This is a genomic window from Streptomyces sp. NPDC001135 (assembly GCF_053598395.1).
The window spans coordinates 82,940-105,194 of record NZ_JBSFKD010000018.1 but is presented as its reverse complement, the minus strand read 5'-3'; the positions used below and the strand labels follow the sequence as shown (position 1 = coordinate 105,194).

General features: G+C 72.1%; 20 protein-coding genes and 1 pseudogene (1 of these 21 only partly in view). 13 read left to right on the top strand and 8 right to left on the bottom strand.

Going from position 1 to position 22,255, the window contains the following annotated elements:
* Window positions 1–78 precede the first annotated feature (78 nt).
* The 4 genes and pseudogenes from ACWC94_RS22440 to ACWC94_RS22425 all read left to right on the top strand — a co-directional run bounded on the left by ACWC94_RS22440 (window position 79) and on the right by ACWC94_RS22425 (window position 4,370).
* A complete protein-coding gene (locus ACWC94_RS22440) occupies window positions 79–834 on the top strand; it encodes a (Fe-S)-binding protein (protein WP_450798658.1) in 756 nt (251 codons plus the stop codon).
* Window positions 831–2,309 (top strand): LutB/LldF family L-lactate oxidation iron-sulfur protein, encoded by a 1,479-nt coding sequence (locus ACWC94_RS22435; protein ID WP_450798657.1) that lies wholly within the window; start codon window positions 831–833, stop codon window positions 2,307–2,309. The genes ACWC94_RS22440 and ACWC94_RS22435 overlap by 4 nt, the downstream gene beginning before the upstream one ends.
* Window positions 2,306–2,947, top strand: coding sequence for a LutC/YkgG family protein (locus ACWC94_RS22430; protein WP_450798656.1), 642 nt, complete (start codon window positions 2,306–2,308; stop codon window positions 2,945–2,947). Before ACWC94_RS22435 ends, ACWC94_RS22430 begins: the two co-directional genes overlap by 4 nt.
* 269 nt (window positions 2,948–3,216) lie before the next feature.
* A pseudogene (locus tag ACWC94_RS22425) lies at window positions 3,217–4,370 on the top strand (betaine/proline/choline family ABC transporter ATP-binding protein).
* A 38-nt stretch (window positions 4,371–4,408) separates the two neighbouring features.
* On the opposite strand, the gene ACWC94_RS22420 reads toward ACWC94_RS22425, so the two are convergent.
* The 4 genes from ACWC94_RS22420 to ACWC94_RS22405 all read right to left on the bottom strand — a co-directional run bounded on the left by ACWC94_RS22420 (window position 4,409) and on the right by ACWC94_RS22405 (window position 7,678).
* On the bottom strand, window positions 4,409–5,326 hold the full coding sequence (locus ACWC94_RS22420) for an ABC transporter substrate-binding protein (protein ID WP_450798655.1): 918 nt from the start codon (window positions 5,324–5,326) through the stop codon (window positions 4,409–4,411).
* 110 nt (window positions 5,327–5,436) lie between these two features.
* Window positions 5,437–6,108, bottom strand: a complete 672-nt coding sequence (locus ACWC94_RS22415) for an ABC transporter permease (RefSeq protein ID WP_450798654.1) — start codon at window positions 6,106–6,108, stop codon at window positions 5,437–5,439.
* Window positions 6,109–6,172: 64 nt separating this feature from the next.
* Window positions 6,173–6,916 (bottom strand): ABC transporter permease, encoded by a 744-nt coding sequence (locus tag ACWC94_RS22410; protein WP_450798653.1) that lies wholly within the window; start codon window positions 6,914–6,916, stop codon window positions 6,173–6,175.
* A gap of 189 nt (window positions 6,917–7,105) precedes the next feature.
* Window positions 7,106–7,678, bottom strand: coding sequence for a TetR/AcrR family transcriptional regulator (locus ACWC94_RS22405; RefSeq protein ID WP_450798652.1), 573 nt, complete (start codon window positions 7,676–7,678; stop codon window positions 7,106–7,108).
* A 160-nt stretch (window positions 7,679–7,838) separates the two neighbouring features.
* Here ACWC94_RS22405 and ACWC94_RS22400 point away from each other — a divergent pair, with 160 nt between their 5' ends.
* The 3 genes from ACWC94_RS22400 (at window position 7,839) to ACWC94_RS22390 (ending at window position 11,116) form a co-directional block, all read left to right on the top strand.
* Window positions 7,839–8,696, top strand: a complete 858-nt coding sequence (locus ACWC94_RS22400) for an AAA family ATPase (protein WP_450798651.1) — start codon at window positions 7,839–7,841, stop codon at window positions 8,694–8,696.
* Window positions 8,693–10,045: a VWA domain-containing protein gene (locus ACWC94_RS22395; protein ID WP_450798650.1), complete on the top strand. Its 1,353-nt coding sequence runs from the start codon at window positions 8,693–8,695 to the stop codon at window positions 10,043–10,045. The genes ACWC94_RS22400 and ACWC94_RS22395 overlap by 4 nt, the downstream gene beginning before the upstream one ends.
* A gap of 96 nt (window positions 10,046–10,141) precedes the next feature.
* On the top strand, window positions 10,142–11,116 hold the full coding sequence (locus ACWC94_RS22390) for a pyridoxal-phosphate dependent enzyme (RefSeq protein WP_450798649.1): 975 nt from the start codon (window positions 10,142–10,144) through the stop codon (window positions 11,114–11,116).
* A gap of 158 nt (window positions 11,117–11,274) precedes the next feature.
* Here the strand turns inward: ACWC94_RS22390 and ACWC94_RS22385 are convergent, their stop codons facing one another.
* Both ACWC94_RS22385 and ACWC94_RS22380 read right to left on the bottom strand, forming a co-directional pair.
* Window positions 11,275–11,631: a cupin domain-containing protein gene (locus ACWC94_RS22385; RefSeq protein ID WP_450798648.1), complete on the bottom strand. Its 357-nt coding sequence runs from the start codon at window positions 11,629–11,631 to the stop codon at window positions 11,275–11,277.
* Between the two features lie 252 nt (window positions 11,632–11,883).
* On the bottom strand, window positions 11,884–12,528 hold the full coding sequence (locus ACWC94_RS22380; protein ID WP_450798647.1) for a transmembrane-type terpene cyclase: 645 nt from the start codon (window positions 12,526–12,528) through the stop codon (window positions 11,884–11,886).
* A gap of 794 nt (window positions 12,529–13,322) precedes the next feature.
* Here ACWC94_RS22380 and ACWC94_RS22375 point away from each other — a divergent pair.
* The 6 genes from ACWC94_RS22375 to ACWC94_RS22350 all read left to right on the top strand — a co-directional run bounded on the left by ACWC94_RS22375 (window position 13,323) and on the right by ACWC94_RS22350 (window position 19,665).
* Window positions 13,323–14,024, top strand: coding sequence for an RNA polymerase sigma factor (locus tag ACWC94_RS22375; RefSeq protein WP_450798646.1), 702 nt, complete (start codon window positions 13,323–13,325; stop codon window positions 14,022–14,024).
* Window positions 14,021–14,362, top strand: a complete 342-nt coding sequence (locus tag ACWC94_RS22370; RefSeq protein WP_450798645.1) for a hypothetical protein — start codon at window positions 14,021–14,023, stop codon at window positions 14,360–14,362. Before ACWC94_RS22375 ends, ACWC94_RS22370 begins: the two co-directional genes overlap by 4 nt.
* Window positions 14,363–14,454: 92 nt before the next feature.
* Window positions 14,455–15,420, top strand: a complete 966-nt coding sequence (locus ACWC94_RS22365) for a pirin family protein (protein WP_450798644.1) — start codon at window positions 14,455–14,457, stop codon at window positions 15,418–15,420.
* 761 nt (window positions 15,421–16,181) lie between these two features.
* Entirely contained in the window at window positions 16,182–17,981 is a 1,800-nt protein-coding gene (locus ACWC94_RS22360) for a M6 family metalloprotease domain-containing protein (protein ID WP_450798643.1), read from the top strand.
* Window positions 17,978–18,724: a hypothetical protein gene (locus ACWC94_RS22355; protein ID WP_450798642.1), complete on the top strand. Its 747-nt coding sequence runs from the start codon at window positions 17,978–17,980 to the stop codon at window positions 18,722–18,724. The genes ACWC94_RS22360 and ACWC94_RS22355 overlap by 4 nt, the downstream gene beginning before the upstream one ends.
* Entirely contained in the window at window positions 18,721–19,665 is a 945-nt protein-coding gene (locus tag ACWC94_RS22350) for an ATP-grasp domain-containing protein (RefSeq protein ID WP_450798641.1), read from the top strand. The genes ACWC94_RS22355 and ACWC94_RS22350 overlap by 4 nt, the downstream gene beginning before the upstream one ends.
* Here the strand turns inward: ACWC94_RS22350 and ACWC94_RS22345 are convergent.
* Both ACWC94_RS22345 and ACWC94_RS22340 read right to left on the bottom strand, forming a co-directional pair.
* Entirely contained in the window at window positions 19,646–21,952 is a 2,307-nt protein-coding gene (locus ACWC94_RS22345) for a DUF6519 domain-containing protein (protein WP_450798640.1), read from the bottom strand. The genes ACWC94_RS22350 and ACWC94_RS22345 overlap by 20 nt on opposite strands.
* Window positions 21,949–22,255: the final stretch of a hypothetical protein gene (locus ACWC94_RS22340; RefSeq protein ID WP_450798639.1), read on the bottom strand. The gene runs 1,910 nt beyond the window's last position; only the last 307 of its 2,217 coding nucleotides appear in the window; the start codon falls outside the window, past its right edge; the stop codon is at window positions 21,949–21,951. The genes ACWC94_RS22345 and ACWC94_RS22340 overlap by 4 nt, the downstream gene beginning before the upstream one ends.

Here is a 22,255-nt window from a genome sequence, read left to right as displayed (position 1 = left end):
CCGGCGAGGCCGTCTCCCCCTCGGCGGTGTCCGCCCACTACCCTGCACTCGTCCGATGACCGATCCCGAGGAGCCGCGATGCGTGTCGCCCTGTTCCTGACCTGTGTCAACGACACGCTCTATCCGGACACCGGCCGTGCCGTGGTGAAACTGCTGACCAGGCTGGGGGTGGACGTCGACTTCCCGATGGGCCAGAGCTGCTGCGGACAGGCGCACTACAACACCGGCTACCGGCACGAGGCGGAGCCGCTGGCCCGGCACTTCTCCGATGTCTTCCGGGAGTACGAGGCGATCGTCACCCCGTCCGGGTCCTGTGGGGCGATGGTGCGGGAGCTGTATCCCCGGATGGGCGAGCGGGCCCGGGCCGAGGGGCGCGGGGACTCCCTCGCGCGGACCCTGGCACCGGTGGTGCCGAAGACGTACGAGCTGACGGAGTTCCTGGTGGATGTGCTGGGCGTGACGGATGTGGGCGCCCACTACCCGCACACGGTCACCTACCACCCGACCTGCCACGGACTGCGCGGCCTGCTGCTCGGGGACCGGCCGCGCAGGCTGCTCCAGGCCGTCAAGGGGCTGGAACTGGTCGAGTTGCCGGGTGCCGAGGAGTGCTGCGGGTTCGGTGGCACGTTCGCGGTGAAGAACGCAGAGGTGTCGGCGGCGATGGGCGCGGACAAGGTGCGCAACGCCGAGTCGACCGGCGCGGAGGTGCTGTGCGCGGCCGACAACTCGTGTCTGATGCACATCGGCGGCACCATGAGCCGGCTGCGCACGGACATGCGGCCGGTGCACATCGCGGAGATCCTGGCGAGCACGGAGGAGGAACCGGCGGCATGAGCGGAACGTTCGTCGGCATGCCGGCCTTTCCGGAGGCGGCGCGTGCGGCGGTCCACAATCCCACCCTGCGCGGCAATCTGCGGCACGCCACGCACACCATCCGCGCCAAACGGGCCCGTGCGGTCGCCGAGTTGGACGACTGGGCGGAGCTGCGCGAGGCGGGCCGCAAGATCAAGGACCACACACTGCGCCATCTCGACCGCTACCTGGTCCAGTTGGAGGAGTCGGTCACCGCGGCAGGCGGTACGGTCCACTGGGCCGTAGACGCCGACGAGGCCAACCGGATCGTGGCCCGGCTCGTCAAGGAGACGGGCGAGTCGGAGGTCGTCAAGGTCAAGTCGATGGCCACGCAGGAGATCGGGCTCAACGAGGCCCTTCTCGACGAGGGCATCCGCGCCTACGAGACCGATCTCGCCGAGCTGATCGTGCAGTTGGGAAAGGACCGGCCCTCGCACATCCTGGTGCCGGCCATCCACCGCAACCGCGGGGAGATCCGGGACATCTTCCGCTCCGAGATGGGCGCGTGGGGCCGGCCTGCTCCCGAGGGCCTGACGGACACACCCGCCGAGCTCGCCGAGGCGGCCCGGCTGCATCTGCGGGAGAAGTTCCTGCGGGCCAAGGTCGGTGTCTCCGGCGCCAACTTCATGGTCGCCGAGACCGGCACCCTGGTGGTCGTCGAGTCCGAGGGCAACGGCCGGATGTGTCTGACCCTCCCCGAGACACTGATCTCGGTCGTCGGCATCGAGAAGATCGTCCCCACCTGGCGGGACCTGGAGGTCTTCCTGCAGACCCTCCCCCGTTCCTCCACCGCCGAGCGCATGAACCCGTACACGAGCATGTGGACCGGCACGACCGACGAGGACGGGCCGCGGACCTTCCACCTGGTGCTGCTCGACAACGGCCGCACCGACACCCTCGCCGACCGGGTGGGCCGCCAGGCCCTGCGGTGCATCCGCTGCTCGGCCTGCCTGAATGTGTGCCCGGTGTACGAGCGGGCGGGCGGCCATGCCTACGGCTCGGTCTATCCGGGTCCGATCGGCGCGATCCTCAGCCCCCAACTCCGGGGCACCGCAAGCGACATCGACGCCTCGCTGCCGTACGCGTCGAGCCTGTGCGGGGCCTGCTACGAGGTGTGCCCGGTCGCCATCGACATCCCCGAGGTGCTGGTGCATCTGCGGGAGCGGGTCGTGGAGGGCGGCCCGGCGGTGCGGCAGGGCAACAAGGTGATGCTGAAACCGGCCAGGGGACACGCGGCCGAGCGGGCGGCCATGCGCGCGGCACGCTGGGTGTTCGCCCGCCCCGGCGTCCTGCGCGCCGGTCAGCGGCTCGCCTCCCGTACCCGTCGGCTGCACCCCCGTACCCTGCCCGGCCCGGGGAAGGCGTGGAGCGGCACCCGGGATCTGCCGGCCGTGCCGGCGGAGCCGTTCCGGGACTGGTGGCAGCGCACGCGCGGCGGAAGGGACGGCACCAAGTGAGCAGCAGGGACAGGATCCTGGGCCGGGTCCGGCGGGCCCTCGCCGATGTGACACCGGACGAACGGCCGTACCGGGAAGCGGTGCCCCGGGACTATCTGCGCGAGCACGGGGAGCGCACGACCGGGCAGACGGTGGAGTTGCTGGCCGAGAACCTGGCGGACTACCGGGCGATCGTGCACCGCGCCGACGCGGAGGAACTGCCGCTGCTCATCATGCGGCTGCTGGCCGAGCGCGGCTCCCGGGAGGTGCTGGTGCCGCCCGGGCTGCCGCCGGAGTGGATGGCCGCCGCGGACCCGGTGCGGATCCCCGACCGGGCGGTGAACACACCGCAGCGGCTGGACCGGGTGGACAGCGTGGTGACGGGATGTGCCGTGGCGATCGCGGAGACCGGCACGATCGTCCTGGACGGCTCCCCCGACCAGGGCCGGCGCCGTATCTCGCTCATCCCGGACCACCACATCTGTGTCGTGCGCGTGCCCGGCCAGGTCGTCTCCTCGGTCCCGCAGGCCCTGGAACGTCTCGACCCCGCACGCCCGTTGACCTGGATCTCCGGCCCGTCGGCGACCAGCGACATCGAGCTGGACCGGGTCGAGGGCGTGCACGGTCCGCGCACACTGGAGGTGGTCCTGCTGAGCTGACCCGATGCCACACGGGCTGTGTCACCGGGTCGCGCGGGCCGTTCTCGAGGCGGCCGGGCCCGGTGGGCACGCGGATGCGGTACGCGGTCTGCCGGTCGGCAAGGGGCGCGGCACCCGCGCCGGCGACGAGGGCCACAGGTACGTCCGTTCCCAGAGCCGTGGCCAGAACCGTCCTACGTCGCACTTCGTCAGTCACGCCGTCATCCCTTCGGCCGTTCGTTTCACTCCGCCGGAGGGCATACGGGGGGCGGCGCCGTTAGCGTGAGGGAATGATCCGCTTCGAGCACGTCACCAAGCGGTATCCGGACGGCACGACGGCCGTGGACGACCTCTCCTTCGAGGTGGCCGAGGGCGAGCTGGTCACGCTCGTCGGTCCGTCGGGCTGCGGCAAGACGACGACCATGATGATGGTGAACCGGCTCATCGAGCCGACGTGCGGCCGGATCCTCGTCGACGGCGAGGACATCGCCGGCGTCGACCCGGTGCGGCTGCGCCGCCGTATCGGGTACGTCATCCAGCAGGTGGGCCTCTTCCCGCACCGCACCGTCCTGGACAACACCGCGACCGTGCCCGTGCTGCTCGGCTGGAAGCGCGCGAAGGCGCGGGCGCGGGCCGCCGAACTGCTGGACCTGGTGGGACTGGACCCGAAGACGTACGGGTCGCGCTACCCGGAGCAGTTGTCCGGCGGGCAGCGTCAGCGGGTCGGCGTGGCGCGGGCGCTCGCGGCGGATCCGCCGGTGCTGCTGATGGACGAGCCGTTCGGCGCGGTCGACCCGGTCGTGCGGGAGCAGCTGCAGGACGAGTTCCTGCGCATGCAGGCCGCCGTGCGCAAGACGGTGCTGCTGGTCACGCACGACATCGAGGAGGCCGTCCGGCTCGGCGACCGCATCGCCGTGTACGGACAGGGGCGGATCGAACAGTTCGACACGCCGGGCGCGGTGCTCGGGGCGCCCGCGACCGGGTACGTCGCCTCCTTCGTGGGGGCCGACCGGGGCCTGAAACGCCTGTCGGTCACCGCGATCGAGCGGGACGACCTGGAACAGCCGCCGGTGGCCCGGCTGGACGAGCCCGCCGAACGGGCCGTCGAGCGGCTGCGGGCCGAGGGCGCGCGGTGGACGGTGGTCCTCGACGGACACGGCGATCTGCACGGCTGGGCCGGTATCGACGAACTGGCGGCGGGCGGCAGGGTCGGGGACCTGGCCCACCGGATGACCGCGTGGGTACCGGTGGGTGCGCCGCTAAGCAGGCGTTCGGGGTGATGCTCCAGTACGACGCCGGGTGGGTCGCGGTGCTGGACGGCGCACGCTTCCTCGGGGTCCTCACCCCGGCGAAGCTGCACGAGGCGCTGCGCCGCTCGGTGGACGCGGACGCGCGGGGCGTGACCCGGGGACAGGTGCCGTTCGACTCGGTGGCGGACGCGTGACACCTCTTGTTCGTGGCACCTCCGATCTCATGGGTGTCCTATCTCAGCAGCCCCTTTTCTGCGAGGTAGGTCCGGGCCACGGCGGCGGGCAGCCGGCGCCAGCTGTCGACCTGCTGGTTCATCTCCGCCAGGTCCTGTGTGGTGAGGACGTCGTTCAGCCTGCCCAGCGCCTTCGCCACGCGGTCGCTGCCGGCGCGGGAACGGTTGACGACCGGGACCACGTAGTCGGCGTTCTGCAGATGCCTGTCGTCGGCGAGCAGGACCAGGCCGAAGGAGTCGAGCGTGGCGTCCGTGGTGGTGGTCAGCACCATCTGGTCCCGGCCGTCCTGCACGGCCCGCTTGGCCTGCGTGGTGCCGACGCCCTTGGGGTCGACGCCGGTGATGTCGATGCCGTACACCTTCTTCAGTCCCGGTTCGCAGTACGGCCGTTGCACACACTCGTCACCGGCGGCGAGCCGTACCCTCAGCCGCGCGGCACCGAGGTCGCTCAGGGTCGTGAGGTGGTGCTCACGGGCGTAGGCGGCGCTGACCGCGAAGGCGTTCTGGTCGACCGCCCGGCCGGGTGGGAGAACGGTGAGCCCGCGGGGCGTGGCGAGCGTACGCAGGGCCTTCAGGGTGGCGGCGAGGTCGGGTGAGCCGACCGGTTTCGCGTCGGCGCCGTGGGTCTTGGCGTTCAGCCAGTCGGCGAAGGTGGCCGCGTACTCGGGCACGACGTCGATCTGGCCGGATTCGAGGGCCGGTTCGTACAGCTCGCGGTTGGCGACCGTGAGGATCGAGGTCCGGTACCCCGCATGGTCGAGGAGCTGGGCGTACAGCTGGGCGAGCAGGTCGCTCTCGGTGAAGCCGGCCGTGCCGATGGTCAGGTGGTGGCTGTCGCCGGGTGGCGCGGTGACCTGTCCGCGGTTCTCGAGGGAGGGGCCGGTGGAGCAGGCGGTGAGGACGAGGAGGGTGACCACGGCGAGGGCTGTCCCGATGGGCCGTTTCGGACGTGCGGCGCCTCTGCTCCTCGGCCGTTCGGGGCCGACGCGGGCTCGGCCCGCCGACCGGCCCGGGCCGACACGGCCGGTCACCGGCCGGTCCTCGCCCACGCCGGTGCCAGCCGTTCCGCGAGCTCGAAGACGCCCTCGACGACGAGCGCGAAGACGGCGACGAGCAGGGCGCCCGCGACCACCTGGGGGGTGCTGGCGAGGTTGAAGCCGGCGGTGATGATCCGTCCGAGGCCGCCGCCCCCGGCGAGCGCGGCGATGGTGGCGGTGGCGACGAGCTGGACGGCGGCGATGCGTACCCCGTTCAGGACCATGGGCAGCGCGAGGGGCAGCTCCACGCGCAGCAGCGTCTGCCGTCCGGTCATCCCCATGCCCCGGGCCGCCTGGACGATGCCGCGGTCGACCCCGCGCATGCCGACGTAGGCGTTGGTGAGCAGCGGCGGGACGGCGAACAGCACCAGGGCCACCACCGTCGGCCCCTCGCCCCACCTGCCGACCGGCGTCAGGAGCAGCAGGACCAGGACGGCGAAGGTGGGCACGGCCCGGCCGATGTTGGAGATGTTGACGGCGAGCGCACCGCCCTTGCCGAGGTGGCCGAGGACCAGGGCGACGGGCAGCGCGATCAGGCAGCTGAGGACCAGGCACACCGCGGTGAGCACCATGTGCTGGAGCAGCCGGTGCCGGATGCCGTCGTCGCCCGACCAGTGCGCGGGGTCGGTGAGCCAGCCCCAGGTCGCGGTGAGCGTCCTCATGGCGGCCTCGGCCCCGTCCGTGCAGCACCCACACCCGCCCCGGCCCCGACCGTGCGAGCGGCGCTCATGCGCGGCCCGCCTTCGTCCCGACGGGCCGCATGGGTGCACGCCCCCGCCGGGGAGGCACGCGTGCGCGGCCCGCCCTGGTCCAGGGGGTGATCAGCCGTTGCACACCCAGCAGGAGCAGGTCGGCGGCGACGGCGATCAGCACGCACAGCACGGACGCGGTGAGGACCTGGGCCTTGAAGTAGGTGTTCATGCCGGCGTAGATGAGGTTGCCGAGGCCGCCGTACCCGACGATCGCGCCGACCGTGACCAGCGAGACCGCCGAGACCGTGGCGATGCGCAGGCCGGCCATCGCGGCGGGCAGGGCGAGGGGCAGTTCCACGGTGAGCAGCAGGCGGATCGGACCGTAGCCGAGGCCGCGCGCGGCTTGCCGGGTCTCCTCGGGGACCGCGCGCAGGCCCGCGAGGATGTTCCGGACGAGCAGGGTCAGCGAGTACAGCACGAGCCCTGCGACGACGAGGGTGGCCGAGAGCCCGTACAGGGGCAGGAGGAGGGAGAACATGGCGAGCGACGGGATGGTGTAGAGGATCGTCGTCACGGCGAGGACCGGACCGGCCGACCAGCTCCAGCGGCGGGCCAGCATCGCGAGCGGCAGGGCGATGACCAGACCGATGAGGACGGACAGGGCGGTCAGCCGGAGGTGCTGGACGACCGCGTCGAGCAGGATCTGACGGCGGGTGCTCAGATAGGCGCCACAGATCCACTCGTTGCGCGCGAGGCAGTCGTCCGGAGGCGCGGTCACCGTTTCATTGGACCGGTCGGGCGAGCGGATCGGCACGTTGGGCTGGCCCGTACGGGTGCGCTCCGCCGCAAGGGGCGCGATCCGCCGTCGCCCGGGTGGGGCCCCGTCGTGGCTCATCGCGTTCTCGCGGCGGCAGCCGCATGTCCGGCACGGCCCCGCGCCTCTTCGGGGCGCTCTCCCTCCGGGGGGTCAGTCCATCCCCGCCGCGTCCAGCAGCGCCGTCACCGTCGCCGTCGCCAGTCCGTCGTCGAGGCGTTCCACTCCCGCGCCGGCCCGGGCGCTGGCGCCGTCGAAGACCAGCAGGAGCTGGCGGGCAAGCAGTTCGGGGTCGCGGGCGCCGCCACGCTCCGCCTCGGCGCGGAAGGCCGCGGCCAGCCGCTCCTTGACCGCGCGGGCGACCGCACTGGCGGGGTGTTCCGGGTTCTTCAGCTCCACCAGGACGGCCAGGTAGGGGCAGCCGTGGTAGCCGGCGTCGACGGAGGCCTGTTCCAGGCGCTCGAAGACGTACCGGATGCGCTCGCGCGGGGTCGCCGCCTCCGGGTCGGGGTGTGCGAACCGGGCCTCGTACCAGGGGATGCGCCGCTCCAGGCTCGCGGCCAGCATCGCGTCCTTGCTGTCGAAGAGCTGGTACATCGACCGCTTGGAGACACCCGCCTCGCGGCACAGCGCCTCGATGCCGACGGAGACGCCGTCGCGGTAGGAGAGCCGGGCGGCCGCGTCGAGCAGCCGGTCGCGTGGGGACAGCTTGTCTGTGGAGGCCATGCGGCGAGGTTAACCGGACGGCGGACGAAGTGAAACCGATCGGTGTACTCACCTTTCCCTCATCCGTGCGGCCGCCCCCTCGAATCCACGTGACACAGGCGCTGAACAAGCGCTTAGATAGGGGCGACCGGACCCCGCTCCCGACCCGCCGGAGGCCCCGTTGTTCACGTCCGTCGACGACGTCTCCGCACGCCTCGCCGAGACCGGCTACCTCGCCTCGCCCGCCGTCGCCACGACCGTGTTCCTCGCCGGCCGGCTGGGCAAGCCCCTGCTGGTGGAGGGCCCCGCCGGGGTCGGCAAGACCGAGCTGGCCAAGGCCGTGGCCCAGGTGGCCGGGGCGCGGCTGGTGCGGCTGCAGTGCTACGAGGGCGTGGACGAGTCCCGGGCGCTGTACGAGTGGAACCACGCCAAGCAGCTCCTGCGGATCAGCGCCGGCCGCGACGAGAGCTGGGACGAGACCCGCACCGACATCTTCAGCGAGGAGTTCCTGCTCCCCCGGCCGCTGCTCACCGCCATCCGGGGCGACGAGCCGACCGTGCTGCTGATCGACGAGACCGACAAGGCCGACGTCGAGATGGAGGGTCTGCTGCTGGAGGTGCTCAGCGACTTCCAGATCACCGTCCCGGAGCTGGGCACGGTCACCGCTACCCGCCGCCCGTTCGTCGTCCTCACCTCCAACGCCGGCCGGGAGCTGTCCGAGGCGCTGCGCCGCCGCTGCCTGTTCCTGCACATCGGCTTCCCGGAGGAGGAGCTGGAGCGCCGGATCGTACGGCTGAAGGTGCCGGACCTCAGTGCGGCGCTGGCCGAGTCGGTGGTCCGGGTGGTCGGGGCGCTGCGCGCGATGGACCTGCGCAAGGCGCCGTCCGTCGCCGAGACCGTCGACTGGGCGCGCACCCTGCTGGCCCTGGGCGCCGACACCCTGGACGAGACGGTCGTACGGGACAGTCTCGGGGTGATCCTCAAGCACCAGGACGACATCCAGAAGGCGGCGGCGAAGCTCGACCTGGACGCGCTGTGACCGCGGTCGCCGAGCGGATCACCGGGCTGGTCGGGGCGCTGCGCGCCCACGGCGTGCGGATCGGCACCGGCGAGACCGTGGACGCGGCCCGTGCCGTGGAGGCCCTGGGACTCGCAGACCGGGAACGGCTGCGCGAGGGGCTGGCCGCGACGCTGCTGCACGGCCCCGGTCAGCGGGCGGTGTTCGACCCGGTCTTCGACCTGTACTTCCCGCGCGGGGTCGGCGGTCCGGACGGGGAATCCGGGGACCGGGAGGCGCTGCGCGACCGCCTGGCGCAGGCGCTGGCGGCCGACGACCGTGCGCTGATGGCCCGGTTGGCGCAGGAGGCGGTCGACGGCCTGGGCGGATACGGCGGTTCGTCCGGCTCGGACGGCTGGTCCGCGTACCAGACCCTGGACCGGCTGCGCCCGCAGACCCTGTTGGCCCGGGTACGGGCCGATGTCCGGGGCCGTGAGGGGAGCGGCGCGGGCTTCGCGGACCGGTTGCTGGACGACGAGATCCGGCGGCGGATCGAGGCCTTCCGGCGGATGGTCGGGGCGGAGGCGCGCCGCCGGGTCGCCGAGCGGCGCGGGCGGGACGAGATCGCCCGGCGCGGTGTCGTACCGACCGCCGACCGGGTGGACTTCCTGTACGCCAACCGGAACCAACTGGCCGAACTGCGCAGGGCCGTTCAGCCGCTCGCGCGCAAGCTGGCCACCCGGCTGGCCGCACGCCGCCGCCGGGCCGCGCGCGGGACCGTCGACCTGCGCCGCACCCTGCGTTCCTCGCTGTCCACGGGCGGGGTGCCGATGCGGCCGGTGCTGCGCCGGCGCCGCCCGGTCCGGCCCGAGCTGGTGCTGCTGTGCGACGTGTCCGGTTCGGTGTCCGGCTTCTCGGACTTCACGATGCTGCTGGTGCAGGCGTTGCACGACCAGTTCAGCAAGGTCCGGGTGTTCGCCTTCGTCAACCGGCTCGACGAGGTGACCGGTCTGCTCGGCCACGGCCGCGCCGACCCCGACGGCCTGAGCGCCCGCATCCGCGCCGAGGCCACGCTGACCGGCTGGCACGGCAGCAGCGACTACGGCGTGGCGCTGGGCGAGTTCGCCGAGCGGTACGGCGGCGCGGTGGGCCCGCGTACGACCGTGTTCGTCCTCGGGGACGCCCGGACGAACATGAGCGACCCGAACCTGGCCGCCGTACGCGAGGTCGCCCGGCGGGCCCGCCGCGTGTACTGGCTCAACCCCGAGCCACGCGGTCAGTGGGGCACCGGCGACTCGGCCGCGCCCGCCTACGCCGACCTGGTCGAGATGCACGAGTGCCGTACGGCCCGTCAGCTCAGCACGCTGATCGCCCGGCTGCTGCCGGTGTGATCGACTGGTCCCGAACGACCGCGATCCGCACCCGCGATCCGCACTCTCGATCCACACTCTCGATCCGCACCTGCTCCGCACCGAAGGGCGTACGCCATGAGCCACTCCCCCGTACCGCTCGGCACCTTCCCCACCCCCGTCGAACCGGCACCCCGGCTGGCCGCCGCGCTCGGGCTCGGCCCCGAGGACCTGTGGATCAAGAGGGACGACCTGACCGGGCTGGGCGGCGGCGGGAACAAGATCCGCAAGCTGGAGTGGACGGTGGGCGCGGCCCTCGCCGAGGGCGCGGACACGCTCGTGACCACGGGGGCCCCGCAGAGCAACCACGCCCGGCTGACCGCCGCGGCGGCCGCCCGGCTGGGCCTTGCCGCCGTCCTCGTGCTGCGCGGCACGCCGGGCGCCTCGCGCTCCGGGAACCTCGCGCTGGACGGGCTGTTCGGGGCGCGGCTCGCCTGGGCGGGGGAGGTGGACCGGGCGGGGCTGGACGCGGCGGCGGCCGAGGTGTGCGCGCGGCTGCGGGCCGGCGGTGCCCGGCCCGCGCTGATCCCGTTCGGCGGGTCGGGTGTGCTGGGCGCCCGTGGCTATGTGCGCTGCGGTGAGGAACTGGACGAGCAGGTGCCCCAGCTGCGGACGGTGGTGGTCGCGCTCGGCTCGGGCGGCACCATGGCCGGGTTGGTCGCGGCCCTGGGCACCGGTGCGGTGCTCGGCGTCGACGTGGGCGCCCTGGCCGATCCGGCGGCGGCCGTGGCGGAGTTCGCGGCACCGCTCGCCACGGAAGGGGTCACGGCCGAGGGGCTCCGGGTGCGCCGGGACCAGGTGGGTGCCGGGTACGCGACGCTGACCGGCCCGGCGAGCGAGGCGCTCCGGCTCGCCGCCCGCACCGAGGGCCTGGTCCTGGACCCCGTCTACACGTCCCGGGCCCTCGCCGGCCTCCACGCGGCCGTCCGCGACGGTGACATCCGCCCGGGCGAGAAGACGGTGTTCCTCCACACCGGCGGCCTACCCGGCCTGTTCGGCCACCCGGACACGATCACCTTCGCGGAGGAGGGGGCGGGGGTCTTCGAAGGATGAGGAGCTGAGACCTTGGCCGGCACTGCCTCCGGTAGCAACGGCCGGCGGCGCCCCTGCCTCGGTGGCGGACGAACGCGGCGCCGGGCACCGGTACGGCAACCGGGTCGCACCGGGTGCGACCCGGTTCTGCGAGCGGGCGGACCGCCGTGCCCGCTCGGTCAGCCCTTCGCGTACTCCTTCGCCATGGTCCCGGCGAAGTCGAAGACGACGACCTGTTCGTCGCCCACCACCCAGGCGTCGTGGCCGGGCGGGCACACGAACACGTCGCCGGGGCCGATCTCGGCCTCGCCGCCGTCGTCCATGCGCAGGTGCATCCGCCCCCGCACCACATAGCCGTTGTGATGGATCATGCAGCTCTCGGTGCCCGCGATCGGCGCCACGGACTCCGACCAGCGCCACCCCGGTTCGAAGGTGCCCACTGCGAAGTCGAGCCCGGTCAGGTGGAGCGCCTCGAGGTGGCCGCGGGGGAAGTCCCGCCGTTCGTCCGGCTTCTCGACCGTCTTCACCTCCAGCATGACGGTGTCCTCCCTTCCGGCCGCTGACCGCGGCCGGGGCCGGCCACCGTCCCCCGGCGGCCTCGGACGGCACCGGCGCTGCGGCGGCGGCCGTACCCCACGCCACCATCGTCGACCCGGCGCCGGCGCGGCGCCATTCGGTCGGACAACGATGTCGCCGTACGGTCCCGGGCCGACGGCAGGTGCGTCGCCGTGCGCCCCGGCGGCCCTGGTGCGGGGCGGCCCGGCGGGAACCTCCCGCGGTCGGCGCCCTTACGCCGGGGCGGTGACGGGGGTGGTTCGCTCGCCTCGGCGTACGGCGGACAAGGCGGCGGCGTAGGCGAGATCGAGCAGGAAGCATCCGACGTAGAGGTAGTGCATGAGGGCGCTGTCATGGCGGGGCACCGAGTCCGGGTCGGTGAGCATCGCCAGGGAGGCGCAGGCCGTCCCGAGGAGCTTGGTCACCGCGATGCCCATGGACTGCCCGCGCGTGCCCCGGCGGGCGGCGAGCATCGCGAGGAACATGCCGGACATCGCGAGGTTGCTCCCGAACGCGGTGATGGCACCGCCTCCCGCGTCGAACTGCTCCGAGGCGAGGTTCATGCCCGGGTAGGCGAAGCCGAGCAGCACGGCGAGCGCCGGCAGGAACAACCGGCCGGGTACGTACGGGAATTCGGCCCGCCCGAACCGTACGAGTGTGTAGCCGACGGCGAGGTCGAAGCAGAACCACACGATGTTGACGACGTGCATGAGCCCGGACGGGGGCCGCACGAACGCGAACATGAACTCCCAGCTGATGTTGGTGGCGAAGGCGACGACGGGCATCCCGAACGTACGCTCCCGCAGCCCCGTCCGGATCAACAGCACATAGGCCGCCGTCCAGAACAGCCCCGTACCGAGCAGGAACGCCGTATGCATGGAGACCCCCGTCGGCCGGCCACTCCCTCTGCACCCGTGCCTACTCTGACACGGTGACGGCCATGGACACAGCGAGATCGCGCATCCTGCGCCCCGGCGGTCCGGCGCCCCGGTAGGTGCCACCGCCTGATCACCGGTCCAGGGAAATTTCCCGGTCGTCGCCTGCAACCTCGGCGGGGGTCGGACGTCTGTCGGGGTGGAGGCCTCCACTTCGACCAGATGACCGAACCCGAACGACCGAAGGAACCCATGTCCGTACACCGTGCATCCCGGCCCAGCCGTGCCCGCAGGCTGCGTGCCGCCCTGGGGGTCTCCGCCGTAGGCGCGGCCCTGGCCGTCGCCGGCACCCTGACCGCCCAGGCGGCCCAGGGCGGCAGCCACGCCGCGGCCCACACCGGCGCCACCGCGACACCGAAACCGACGAACGACCACGCGACCCCGTCCCCCATACCCTCACCGGTCCACACCGCGACCCCCTCCCCCGTGCCCTCAGTGCCCGGCACCGCGACCCCCTCCCCCGTGCCCTCAGTGCCCGGCACCGCGACCCCCTCCCCCGTGCCGGCCACTGCGACCCCCGTGCCGACGCCGACGCACGCCGAGCCGAGCCCCGTACCCTCGCCTCCCGCAGGCGCGACCCCCAGCCCGATACCCGCGCCAAAGCGGCACCCGCACCTTCCGCACCACGGCCCCGTCACAACGGCGCCGGTTCCACAGCACCGCTGAGCACCGCCGAGTCGGCGACGGGAAGCGGGGCCGGCGCTCGGCGGCGCCCCGCTTCCCGTTCCGGGAGACCCATGACGACAGCCACACCACCGACGGCGGCCCTGCCCTGGAACCGGACCGGCGCCCCACAGCGCCCGGCGCCCGGGCGGCGGTTCATGCGGACGCTGGGGAGCCGCGTCCTCGCCCGCGCCGCCCGTACGGGCACGCCCGCCGACCCGGCAGCACCCGCTGCGGGCACGGAATCCGGCGGCGGCGCCACCGCCGTCCCCCTCCCCGGCCCCGAACGGCCGCCCGGGATCGAGGAGTTGTACCACCATCGCCGGCTCTCCCTGGTCCGGCTGGCGGTGCTGCTGGTGGACGACCTGCCCACGGCCGAGGACGTCGTCCAGGACGCGTTCACCGCGCTCTTCCGCCGGCACGGTCACCGGCTCGCCTCGCTCGACGACCCGGAGGCGTACCTGAGGACCAGCGTCGTCAACGGGGCCCGCTCGGTGCTGCGCCGCCGCAGAACCGTACGGGCGCACAGCCCCGCCCCCGAACAGCACGCGCCCGCCCCGGAGGAGGACGTACTGCTGCACGAGGACCACCGGGAGGTGCTGGCGGCGTTGGGTACGCTGACCCGGCGTCAGCGTGAGGTCCTGGTGCTGCGCTACTGGTCGCATCTGAGCGAGGCCGAGATCGCGGCGACCCTCGGTCTGTCACGGGGTGCCGTCAAGTCCACGGCCAGCAGGGCCCTGGACGCCCTCGGCCGACGTCTGGAGGGGCTGCGATGAACGACTCCGGTACCGGCACCGCCCAGACGCCGGTCGAGGAGAGACTGCGGGCCGCGCTGGCCGCGCGGGCCCGCTCCGTCGGCCCCGCCGACCTGCGCCCCCTGCGCCCGCCGACGGCCGCGGCCCGGCCCCGCCGGGTGCTGCTGCGCCGGGCCGTACTGGGCGCGCTGGCGCTGGCCGCCGTGGCCGCGCTGGTGTTCTTCACCACGCGCGGCGGCCCCTCCCGCCCGACGCAGCCGGCCCGCGTCCCGCGTCCGACGGTCGGTACGCCGTCCCCGGTGCCGAGCGCGGTCACCACGTCCACGGCCGAGCCGTCCCCGAGCGCGCCACCCCCGTAGCCCCGCACATAAGTCAGTTGATTGGCTTAACCAAGGAAAATCCGCGTTTCCGCACCCGCCGGTACGACGCTCGCCCCGCTAAGTTGGGCGCCATGAGCAATCTTGACCGCGCGCCCGTGCCCAGTGTCTGCGGCGGTCGCGGATTCGTCGTCGCCGAGCCGGTCCGTGAACTGCTGAGCCCCCGGCAGGTGAAGCTGGGCGAGTCGACCGAGGTGCGTCGGCTGCTGCCCAACCTCGGACGCCGCATGATCGGCGCGTGGGCGTTCGTCGACCACTACGGCCCGGACGACATCGCCGACGAGCCCGGTATGCAGGTCCCGCCGCATCCGCACATCGGTCTGCAAACGGTGAGCTGGCTGCACGAGGGCGAGGTGCTGCACCGCGACTCGACGGGCAGCCTGCAGACGATCCGGCCCCGGCAGCTGGGCCTGATGACCTCGGGCCGCGCGATCAGTCACTCCGAGGAGAGCCCCCGCCCGCACGCCCGCTTCCTGCACGGCGCCCAACTGTGGGTGGCACTGCCCGACGAACACCGCCACACCGACCCGAAGTTCGAGTACCACCCGGACCTGCCCACGGTCACCGCGCCCGGCCTGACCGCCACGGTGGTCCTCGGCGACCTGGACGGCTCCGCCTCACCGGGTACGACGTACACCCCGATCGTCGGCGCCGACCTCGCCCTCGCCCGGGGCGCGGACGTACGGCTGCCGCTGGAACCCGACTTCGAGTACGGCGTCCTGGCCATGTCCGGCGAGGCGCATGTGGACGGCGTGCCGGTCCTGCCCGGTTCGCTGCTCTACCTCGGCTGCGGCCGCTCCGAACTGCCCCTGCGCGCCGAGTCGGACGCCGGGGTCATGCTCCTGGGAGGCGAACCGTTCGCGGAGGAACTGGTGATGTGGTGGAACTTCGTCGCCCGCACCCAGGAGGAGATCGCCCGGGCTCGCGAGGACTGGATGAAGGGGGTTCGTTTCGGCGAGGTGAAGGGCTACGACGGGGCTCCGCTGCCCGCACCCGAGCTGCCGCCGGTGCCGTTGAAACCACGCGGAAGGGTGCGCTGACCTGGGGAAACTCCGGCATCGTTGTCCAGAGTCCCCACCGGAACGGCGCTTGTCATGCTGCCCTGAGACGTTCGCGGGAGCTGACCGTGGTTCCAAAGCGTGGGCAGCTGCGGGCAGCTTTACGCGGACGAATGCTGACCCAATGCTGACTTTACTGACAAGTCGACCGGCACGAGCGCGGTCATCTCTTTCAGCTCGCCGGGCGCTCCTGCTCCAGCCGCATCTGGCATACATCATCGGCGGCAACTACGACGTACTCGGCTGCAACCCGGCGGCCGACGAGCTCTTTTTACACCGCCTTCCACCTGGCCGAGTGCGGCGAACACCTCGTCACCGAACGTCGCGAGGTCCCGCGACGATTCGCAGCCGGCATCTTGGCGCCGACGACCAGCGCGTACACCGATGATTGCCATGGTGCAACCCCGTATGACTGCAACGCTGCCCGCCACGCGAAAGGGGGCGGCCGTGGCCGGGGCGATGGCTGGAATGCCCGGGTTGAGCAGCCGCGCCGCCGGCAAAGCAGTCGAGCGTCCGCGCAGTATGGGCGAAGCGAGAGACGGATCGCGGCGATGGTTGCGGTGCGTGGACATCCGGGACGACTCGCGGTCGACCCGCACGGCGCCACCCATACGGCACTTCCGATTTGCGGGCCCGGCCGTCTCCTCTAACCCTCGGAGCGAAGGCGTCGGCGACTGAGGACGACTGGACGACTGGATGCGACCCGGTGGCACTGCCCCCGGCCGGCCAAGGAGGAAACACACGTGTCCCAAGAGGTCAGGCCCGGGAAGGTGGCCGCCGTGTGGCCGGACTTTTGCCCGGTCTCCCCCAGTCCGGAGTTACGCGCCAGGCTCCGGCAGGAGGCCGAGGCAGCCGGTGCCGTCGACACCCGGCTGGCCGAGGTGATGGCGCTGGGCCGGGTTCCCCGCTGGCCCGGGCTCGACGACGCCATGGTCGTACCGCCCTCGGAGTTCCCGCCGGGCACGTCTTCCGGCACTGTCCGGGGTGCGGCCGCCGACCGACCACCGCTGCGGGGCACACTGAACATCGCCGTGGTCATGGTCGACTTCCCGGACCGCTCCATGCAGACGGACCCGAAGGTCATCGAGGACCTGTTCTTCTCCGAGGGCAGGCTCCCGGACGGCAGTCTGCGGGAGTACTTCCGGGAAGTCAGCAACAACCTCGTCGACGTGGTAGGCCAGGTCGTCCACACCCTGCGACTGCCGAAGAACCTGTCGTTCTACGCCAACGACAACTTCGGTATCGGCCGGCCCGTCGGAGATCGCCGGGCACCCATCATGGTCCAGGACGCCGTGATCGCGGCCAATTCACTGCTGAACTTCGCTCCGTTCGACAACGACGGCGACGGAATCGTCGAAGCACTGGTCGTCGTGCACGCGGGAGAGGGCGGCGAGGTCAGCGGGAACCCGGCGGACATCTGGTCGCACAAGGGCATACTGTCCAGCCCTCGCGTGGTGGACGGGGTCAAGGTGTTCCCCTATCTGACGGTTCCCGGGACGGCCAAGCTGGGACAGTGTGCCCACGAGATCGGGCACCTGCTGTTCGGCTTCCCCGACCTGGTCGACCCCGACGGCTTGTCCAGGGGGGTGGGCGACTGGTGCCTGATGGGCACGGGGTCCTGGGGCGGCGGCGGGGCCGTGCCGGTACATCCGTCCGCATGGTGCAAGGTCAACCAGGGCTGGGCGACAGCCAACGTCGTCACGTCGACGGGCGAGATCTCCCTTCCCGACGTGAAGGACTCCCGCGTGGTGCACCGCCTTTGGACGGACGGCGGCGCAGGCCAGGAGTACTTCCTCATCGAGAACCGCCAGCGCTCCCGGTTCGACCGATCCCTGCCGGGTGACGGACTGCTCATCTGGCACATCGACGAGAGCCGGGCCGACAACGCCGACGAGAGCCATCCCAAGGTGAGCATCGTCCAGGCGGACGGCAAGCGCGACCTCCAACTGAACGTGAATTCCGGAGACGTCGGGGACCCGTTTCCCGGCTCCTCGGACAACCACGCGTTCACCCCGACGAGCGTGCCGAACTCCTTCTCCTACGCCGGCACCGACACCTGCGTCTCCGTGTCCGAGATCTCCGCGTCGGGACCGGTCATGACGGCCAAGGTGGCAGTCAGCTGCCCCAAGCCCAAGGAGAAGGAAAAGGAAAAAGAGAAGGAAAAGGAGGGCAAGGAGCACAAGGACAAAGAAAAGGAAATCCTCAAGGATTCCAAGGACCACCATACGGACACGGGAAAGGAATTCAAGGACGAAGGAAAAGAAGGCAAGGAGCGCTTGCACAAGGAGTTGGAGGGGCACAGGCCGGTCGACCTCGCCGGCATCGGCAGCGCGGCGCTCCAGGAGGTGCACGCCCGGCTGTCCGCCGTCGAACAGGCGCTCGCTGGTGCTCCTCAGGAACGGGCGGAGCCCTTCATCGGCTCGGCGCTGCGCCCCGATCTACTGCCCCCTTGGGCCGCGGACGACCTGTCCGCACTGCGGCAGGCGGTCGAGAGCGGTGATCCGCAGGCCAAACGGGCCTACGACAACTGGTCCCCACGATGAGCGACGCCCTGATCGTCGTCCTCGCGGACCCGGCGGACGCGGGGGCTTCCGCCGTCGTCTCGACGCTGACCACGCGGCGGCCCTCCGAGCAGGTGGTGGTCGTCCGGTCCGACGAGCTGGCCCGGTGCCGCTGGCACCACACCGTGGACCCGCACGGTGTCACGGCCACTCGGGTCACCCTGCCCGACGGTCGGGTCATGGACAGTGATCGGATCGGGGCCCTCCTGCACCGGCTCTGCTACGTCCCGCCCGTCGGGTTCGTCACCGCCTCCGCCACGGACCGTCACTACGCCTACTGCGAACTCCGGGCCCTCGTGGCGAGTTGGCTGCTGGGGCTAGCCTCACGTGTCGTCGGCAGACCCATGACCCACGCCGGTCTGTCGCAGCCGTCCTCTCCCTGGCTGGGTCCCGCGTGCGCCCGGCAGAGCGGACTTCCGGTCGCCACATGGCCCGGGACCGCGCCCGACGGGCTGCCGCAGCCGTCCCCGGTTCCGGCGGAACGGCTGCTGGTCGCCGGAGAGACGGTCGTGGGCGAGATCGGCAGAACCTGCGCGGAGTCCTGTCGCGCACTCCTACGGCGGCTGGGCACCAACCTGGCCGAGCTGCACCTGGTGCGGCAGGAAGTGCCCGCGCTGGTGGGGATCGATGTGTTTCCACCCCTGGAGCTGCCGGAGCACCGCGAGGCGGTCGCCTCCCTGTTGATCGACATCGCCGAGCGGCATCCGGGCAGGAGGGCCGCGTGATCGTCCTCTACGGCTGTCTCGACGACCGGCCGTTCGCCCAGGTGATCGAGGCCGCCGAACAGGCCGGCGTCGAGCACCACGTCGTCGATCAGAACCGCCTGGACCGGTTCCGCCTCGTCACCCGGACCGACGGACCGGGCGGACGACTGGACGCCGACGGCGTGTGCATCGCACTGGAGGACATCACCGCGCTGTTCACACGCCCGTTGCAGCCCCGGTTGCCGCCCGGCGGCGGCCCGGAACGGGCTCGCGTGGCCGAGGCGCACCAACGGCTCGTCTACTGGTTGGACGGCACTCCGGCCCTGGTGGTGAACCGGCCACATGCCATGGAGTCCAACTCGTCCAAGCCGTACCAGGCACAACTCATCGCGCGAGCCGGATTCCTGGTACCGCACACCCTCGTCACCAACGTGCCGGACGACGTCAGGGAGTTCGCCGCCCGCCACGGCCGCGTCATCTACAAGTCCGTGAGCGGGGTGCGGTCCATCGTGCGGGAACTGACGGCCGCGGACGAGGACCGGCTGGACCTGGTACGTCACCTGCCGACCCAGTTCCAGGAGTACGTGCCAGGCCCTGACGTACGGGTCCACGTCGTCGGGGACCGGGTGCTCGCCGCGCAGGTCGAGTCCCCCGCGGTCGACTACCGCTATGCCGCCCGCGACGGGGCGCCGTCGCCCGTCCTGCACCGGATCGATCCGCCCGCCGACGTCTCGGAACGCTGTGTCGCGCTGGCCGCGGCGCTCCACCTGCCCTTCGCCGGAATCGACCTGCGCGTGCGGCCGGACGGTGCCTGGGTGTGTTTCGAGGTGAATCCGATGCCGGGGTTCACCTACTACCAGGACCGGGCCGGTCTGCCGATCGCCTCCGCTGTCGTCGATCTGCTGGTCCGCGGCGCCGCCGCGGACGTCCCGTGTAGGCCGATCAGCCGGGCACGATCATGAACCACAGCTCGAAGGTGCCGCCGTCGCGGTCGTCCCCGGTGGGCATCCGCAGGCCGGTGCTCCCCTGGGTCCGGTCGAGGAAGGCCTCACCGTCGAGGTAGTGCTGTCGGTCGCCGGAGAGGATGGTGTTGCCCTTCACCACCAGCCGGCACTGCAGCATGGCCGGCATGTTCAGCGCGGCGAGTCTCGCCAGGACCGCCGTCACGAACTTGACGGCCTGAGCGGTCGGCGACCACACGATGGTGGAGACGGCCTCCGCGGTCACGGAGGCGGAGCCGTCCAGGGTGAGGCTCTGGTATCCGCCGATGCCCTGCATGCCCCAGGCGTTGCGGTCCGCGTCGGTCAGCGGGTACGGCAGATCCATCACGACGTGGCAGTTGGTCAGGCCCACCGTCGCCGGGTCGACGGCGTCGTCCACCTCGATGAGGACGCCCTTGGGAAGGCTGCTCGCCGTCAGTTGCAGGTTCTGCAGGTCCGCGCCCGTCGCGGCGGCATGGATGCTGGTGATGTGCAGGCCCGGCTGCTTCGCCAGTCCGGCGGGCCGCTGGCACAACCGGTCGATCGCCTCCTGCACGGTCGAGGCGGTACGCAGCTCCGGGCAGGTGGTGTTGGGGGCGTACATGGTGCGCTGCGCCGTCAACAGCGAGGCGGTGAAGACGGCCGGCAGCCCCGTCGGCGTCCCGGTGCGGTCCAGCAGCTCGGCACGCACGGTCTGGACCTCTTGACCGGATCCCAGCCGCCATGCGAGGGACGCCAGCCCGGCGGCATCCGTCTCGACGATCGTGGCGGCGCCCGTGGCGAACGCCCCGTTGCCGGATGTCACCGTGAACCGGACGCGTGCTCCCTTCACCGCAAGGCCGCCGTTGGAGACCCCCACCACGAGCGGCTCCGGCAGGTCGACGAGCTGGGCCGGGTCGGTGCCGGGCAGGGCGGTCTGACCATCGCCGCCGACCACCCGCATGGTGATCAGCTGGGTCAGGCCGGGGAACGTGTCGCGGCAGTCGTGCGGGTCCTTCCAGCCGGTGCCGTCGAACGTCACGGTCGCAAGCTTGGCGTAACGGTGACGGATGCCCTTCGGAGGCTGTGCCAGGGGCGTGCCGTCCTGCGCCCGCGGCCACAGTACGTCGGCGATGTGGGTGCGTGCCGGGATGAGCCAGTAGTCACCGGTGCGGTAGGTGGCGTGGTCGGCGAACCTGATCTGGACTCCCGCCTCCAGCGTGATCCAGCCGTCCTCGTCCGCCGGCCCGGCGGTGGGCGTCCCGAGGTCCGGACCGTCCCAGCGGCGGATCCTCGGCCTGACCGGGAAGTCGTCCAGGTGCGGGCGGCTCTCGGCGGGGCCCGAGAGCTGGAGCCGGTTGCCGCGGACCTCGGCGAGCCGCACCAGGGTGCCCGGCTCGCCGAGCAGTTCGCGGGTGTCGTCCGTCAGCTCGACGACCGCGCCCGTGCTGAATCCGAGGCCGTCGTCCCGGCCGGCTCCGGCGACGGTGACGAAGCCGTTGGCATCCGGCCCGTCCAGCCAGCGCACCGCGGTGGACGCGTTGTCCCGGGCCCAGCCGAAGGTCGCCCCGGCCGTCGGTCCGCCCTGGTGGATCTCGACTCGGTAGTGCTGGTTCTCGACCCCGCGAAAGCCCCCTGCGGCCGGTACGAAACAAGGACCGCTGCCGAGGAGCTGCGGCTGTGCCCGTACCTCCAGCAGCCCGGTGGACGGCTGGGTCATCGCCTGCCACGCGGGGGTGTCCGTAGCGCCGTCCACGGCCGCTCCCGCGTCGCCGAGCCGCAGCAGACCCACCTGCCACACGGTCTTGACCCGGGTGGTGGAGTCGGCTCCGCCCAGTGCCACCTCCCTCATCGACTCGTCCTCGACCGCGGTACGGTGCAGGTCCCACGCGTGCACATAGGCCAGGTAGCGGCCGGCCGGAGGGGTTCGACCGGGCTCGGTTCCGTCCTCCAGGCGGACGACCGCCTTGCCCGGCAGGTCGGGCTGGGACCACAGCGAGGTGCCCTGCGGCGGCCCGTCGCACTCCAGGAGGAGACCGTCCACGTAGTAGTGGCCGTTCGAGAGGAGCAGGTCCGTCCCGTCCTGACTGACCGTGAGGGCGAAGGCCGCCGCCGAGGACGGGCCGCCGGCCGCTCCAACCAGGTCGGCGCTGATGGCCGTACGGAAGTGGTCGACGATCTCCTGCTGTTCGTTCCAGTCGGCATCGAGGTCGACCCTGCCCTGTTGCCGGAACACATGGCGGAAGTGGCGGGTCACGTCGAAGGTCGAGCGACTGGTGTCGGCTTTCACTGGTTGCTCCTCGGGATGACGGGAAGGGCGGCCGCGTTCAGGCCGAACGGCAGGTACTCCTTGAGGGCGCTCGTCAGGTTCGCCAGGCGCTGGGGCCGCTGGGCGAGTCCGAACGCACCGATCTCCCCGCCGTGGTCGGCTCCCGTGAGGAGCTCCCCGGCCACGTCCGGAGTGAAGGACGCGTAGCCGAAATGGCCGAACTCCGTGGACAGGAACCGCGGTACGAGCCGTGACCGCTCCTCCGGGGATGTGCCGGTCGAGGCGTCGCCCACCGTGCCCTGCGGCAGGCACCGGTAGCGGCGC

Bases quoted from the DNA above. Each gene is read 5' to 3' on its own strand.
- ACWC94_RS22440 (WP_450798658.1), top strand. From the start codon at position 79: ATGCGTGTCGCCCTGTTCCTGACCTGTGTCAACGACACGCTCTATCCG.
- ACWC94_RS22435 (WP_450798657.1), top strand. From the start codon at position 831: ATGAGCGGAACGTTCGTCGGCATGCCGGCCTTTCCGGAGGCGGCGCGT.
- ACWC94_RS22415 (WP_450798654.1), bottom strand. From the start codon at position 6,108: ATGAGGACGCTCACCGCGACCTGGGGCTGGCTCACCGACCCCGCGCAC.
- ACWC94_RS22405 (WP_450798652.1), bottom strand. From the start codon at position 7,678: ATGGCCTCCACAGACAAGCTGTCCCCACGCGACCGGCTGCTCGACGCG.
- ACWC94_RS22390 (WP_450798649.1), top strand. From the start codon at position 10,142: ATGAGCCACTCCCCCGTACCGCTCGGCACCTTCCCCACCCCCGTCGAA.
- ACWC94_RS22385 (WP_450798648.1), bottom strand. From the start codon at position 11,631: ATGCTGGAGGTGAAGACGGTCGAGAAGCCGGACGAACGGCGGGACTTC.
- ACWC94_RS22380 (WP_450798647.1), bottom strand. From the start codon at position 12,528: ATGCATACGGCGTTCCTGCTCGGTACGGGGCTGTTCTGGACGGCGGCC.
- ACWC94_RS22375 (WP_450798646.1), top strand. From the start codon at position 13,323: ATGACGACAGCCACACCACCGACGGCGGCCCTGCCCTGGAACCGGACC.
- ACWC94_RS22370 (WP_450798645.1), top strand. From the start codon at position 14,021: ATGAACGACTCCGGTACCGGCACCGCCCAGACGCCGGTCGAGGAGAGA.
- ACWC94_RS22365 (WP_450798644.1), top strand. From the start codon at position 14,455: ATGAGCAATCTTGACCGCGCGCCCGTGCCCAGTGTCTGCGGCGGTCGC.
- ACWC94_RS22355 (WP_450798642.1), top strand. From the start codon at position 17,978: ATGAGCGACGCCCTGATCGTCGTCCTCGCGGACCCGGCGGACGCGGGG.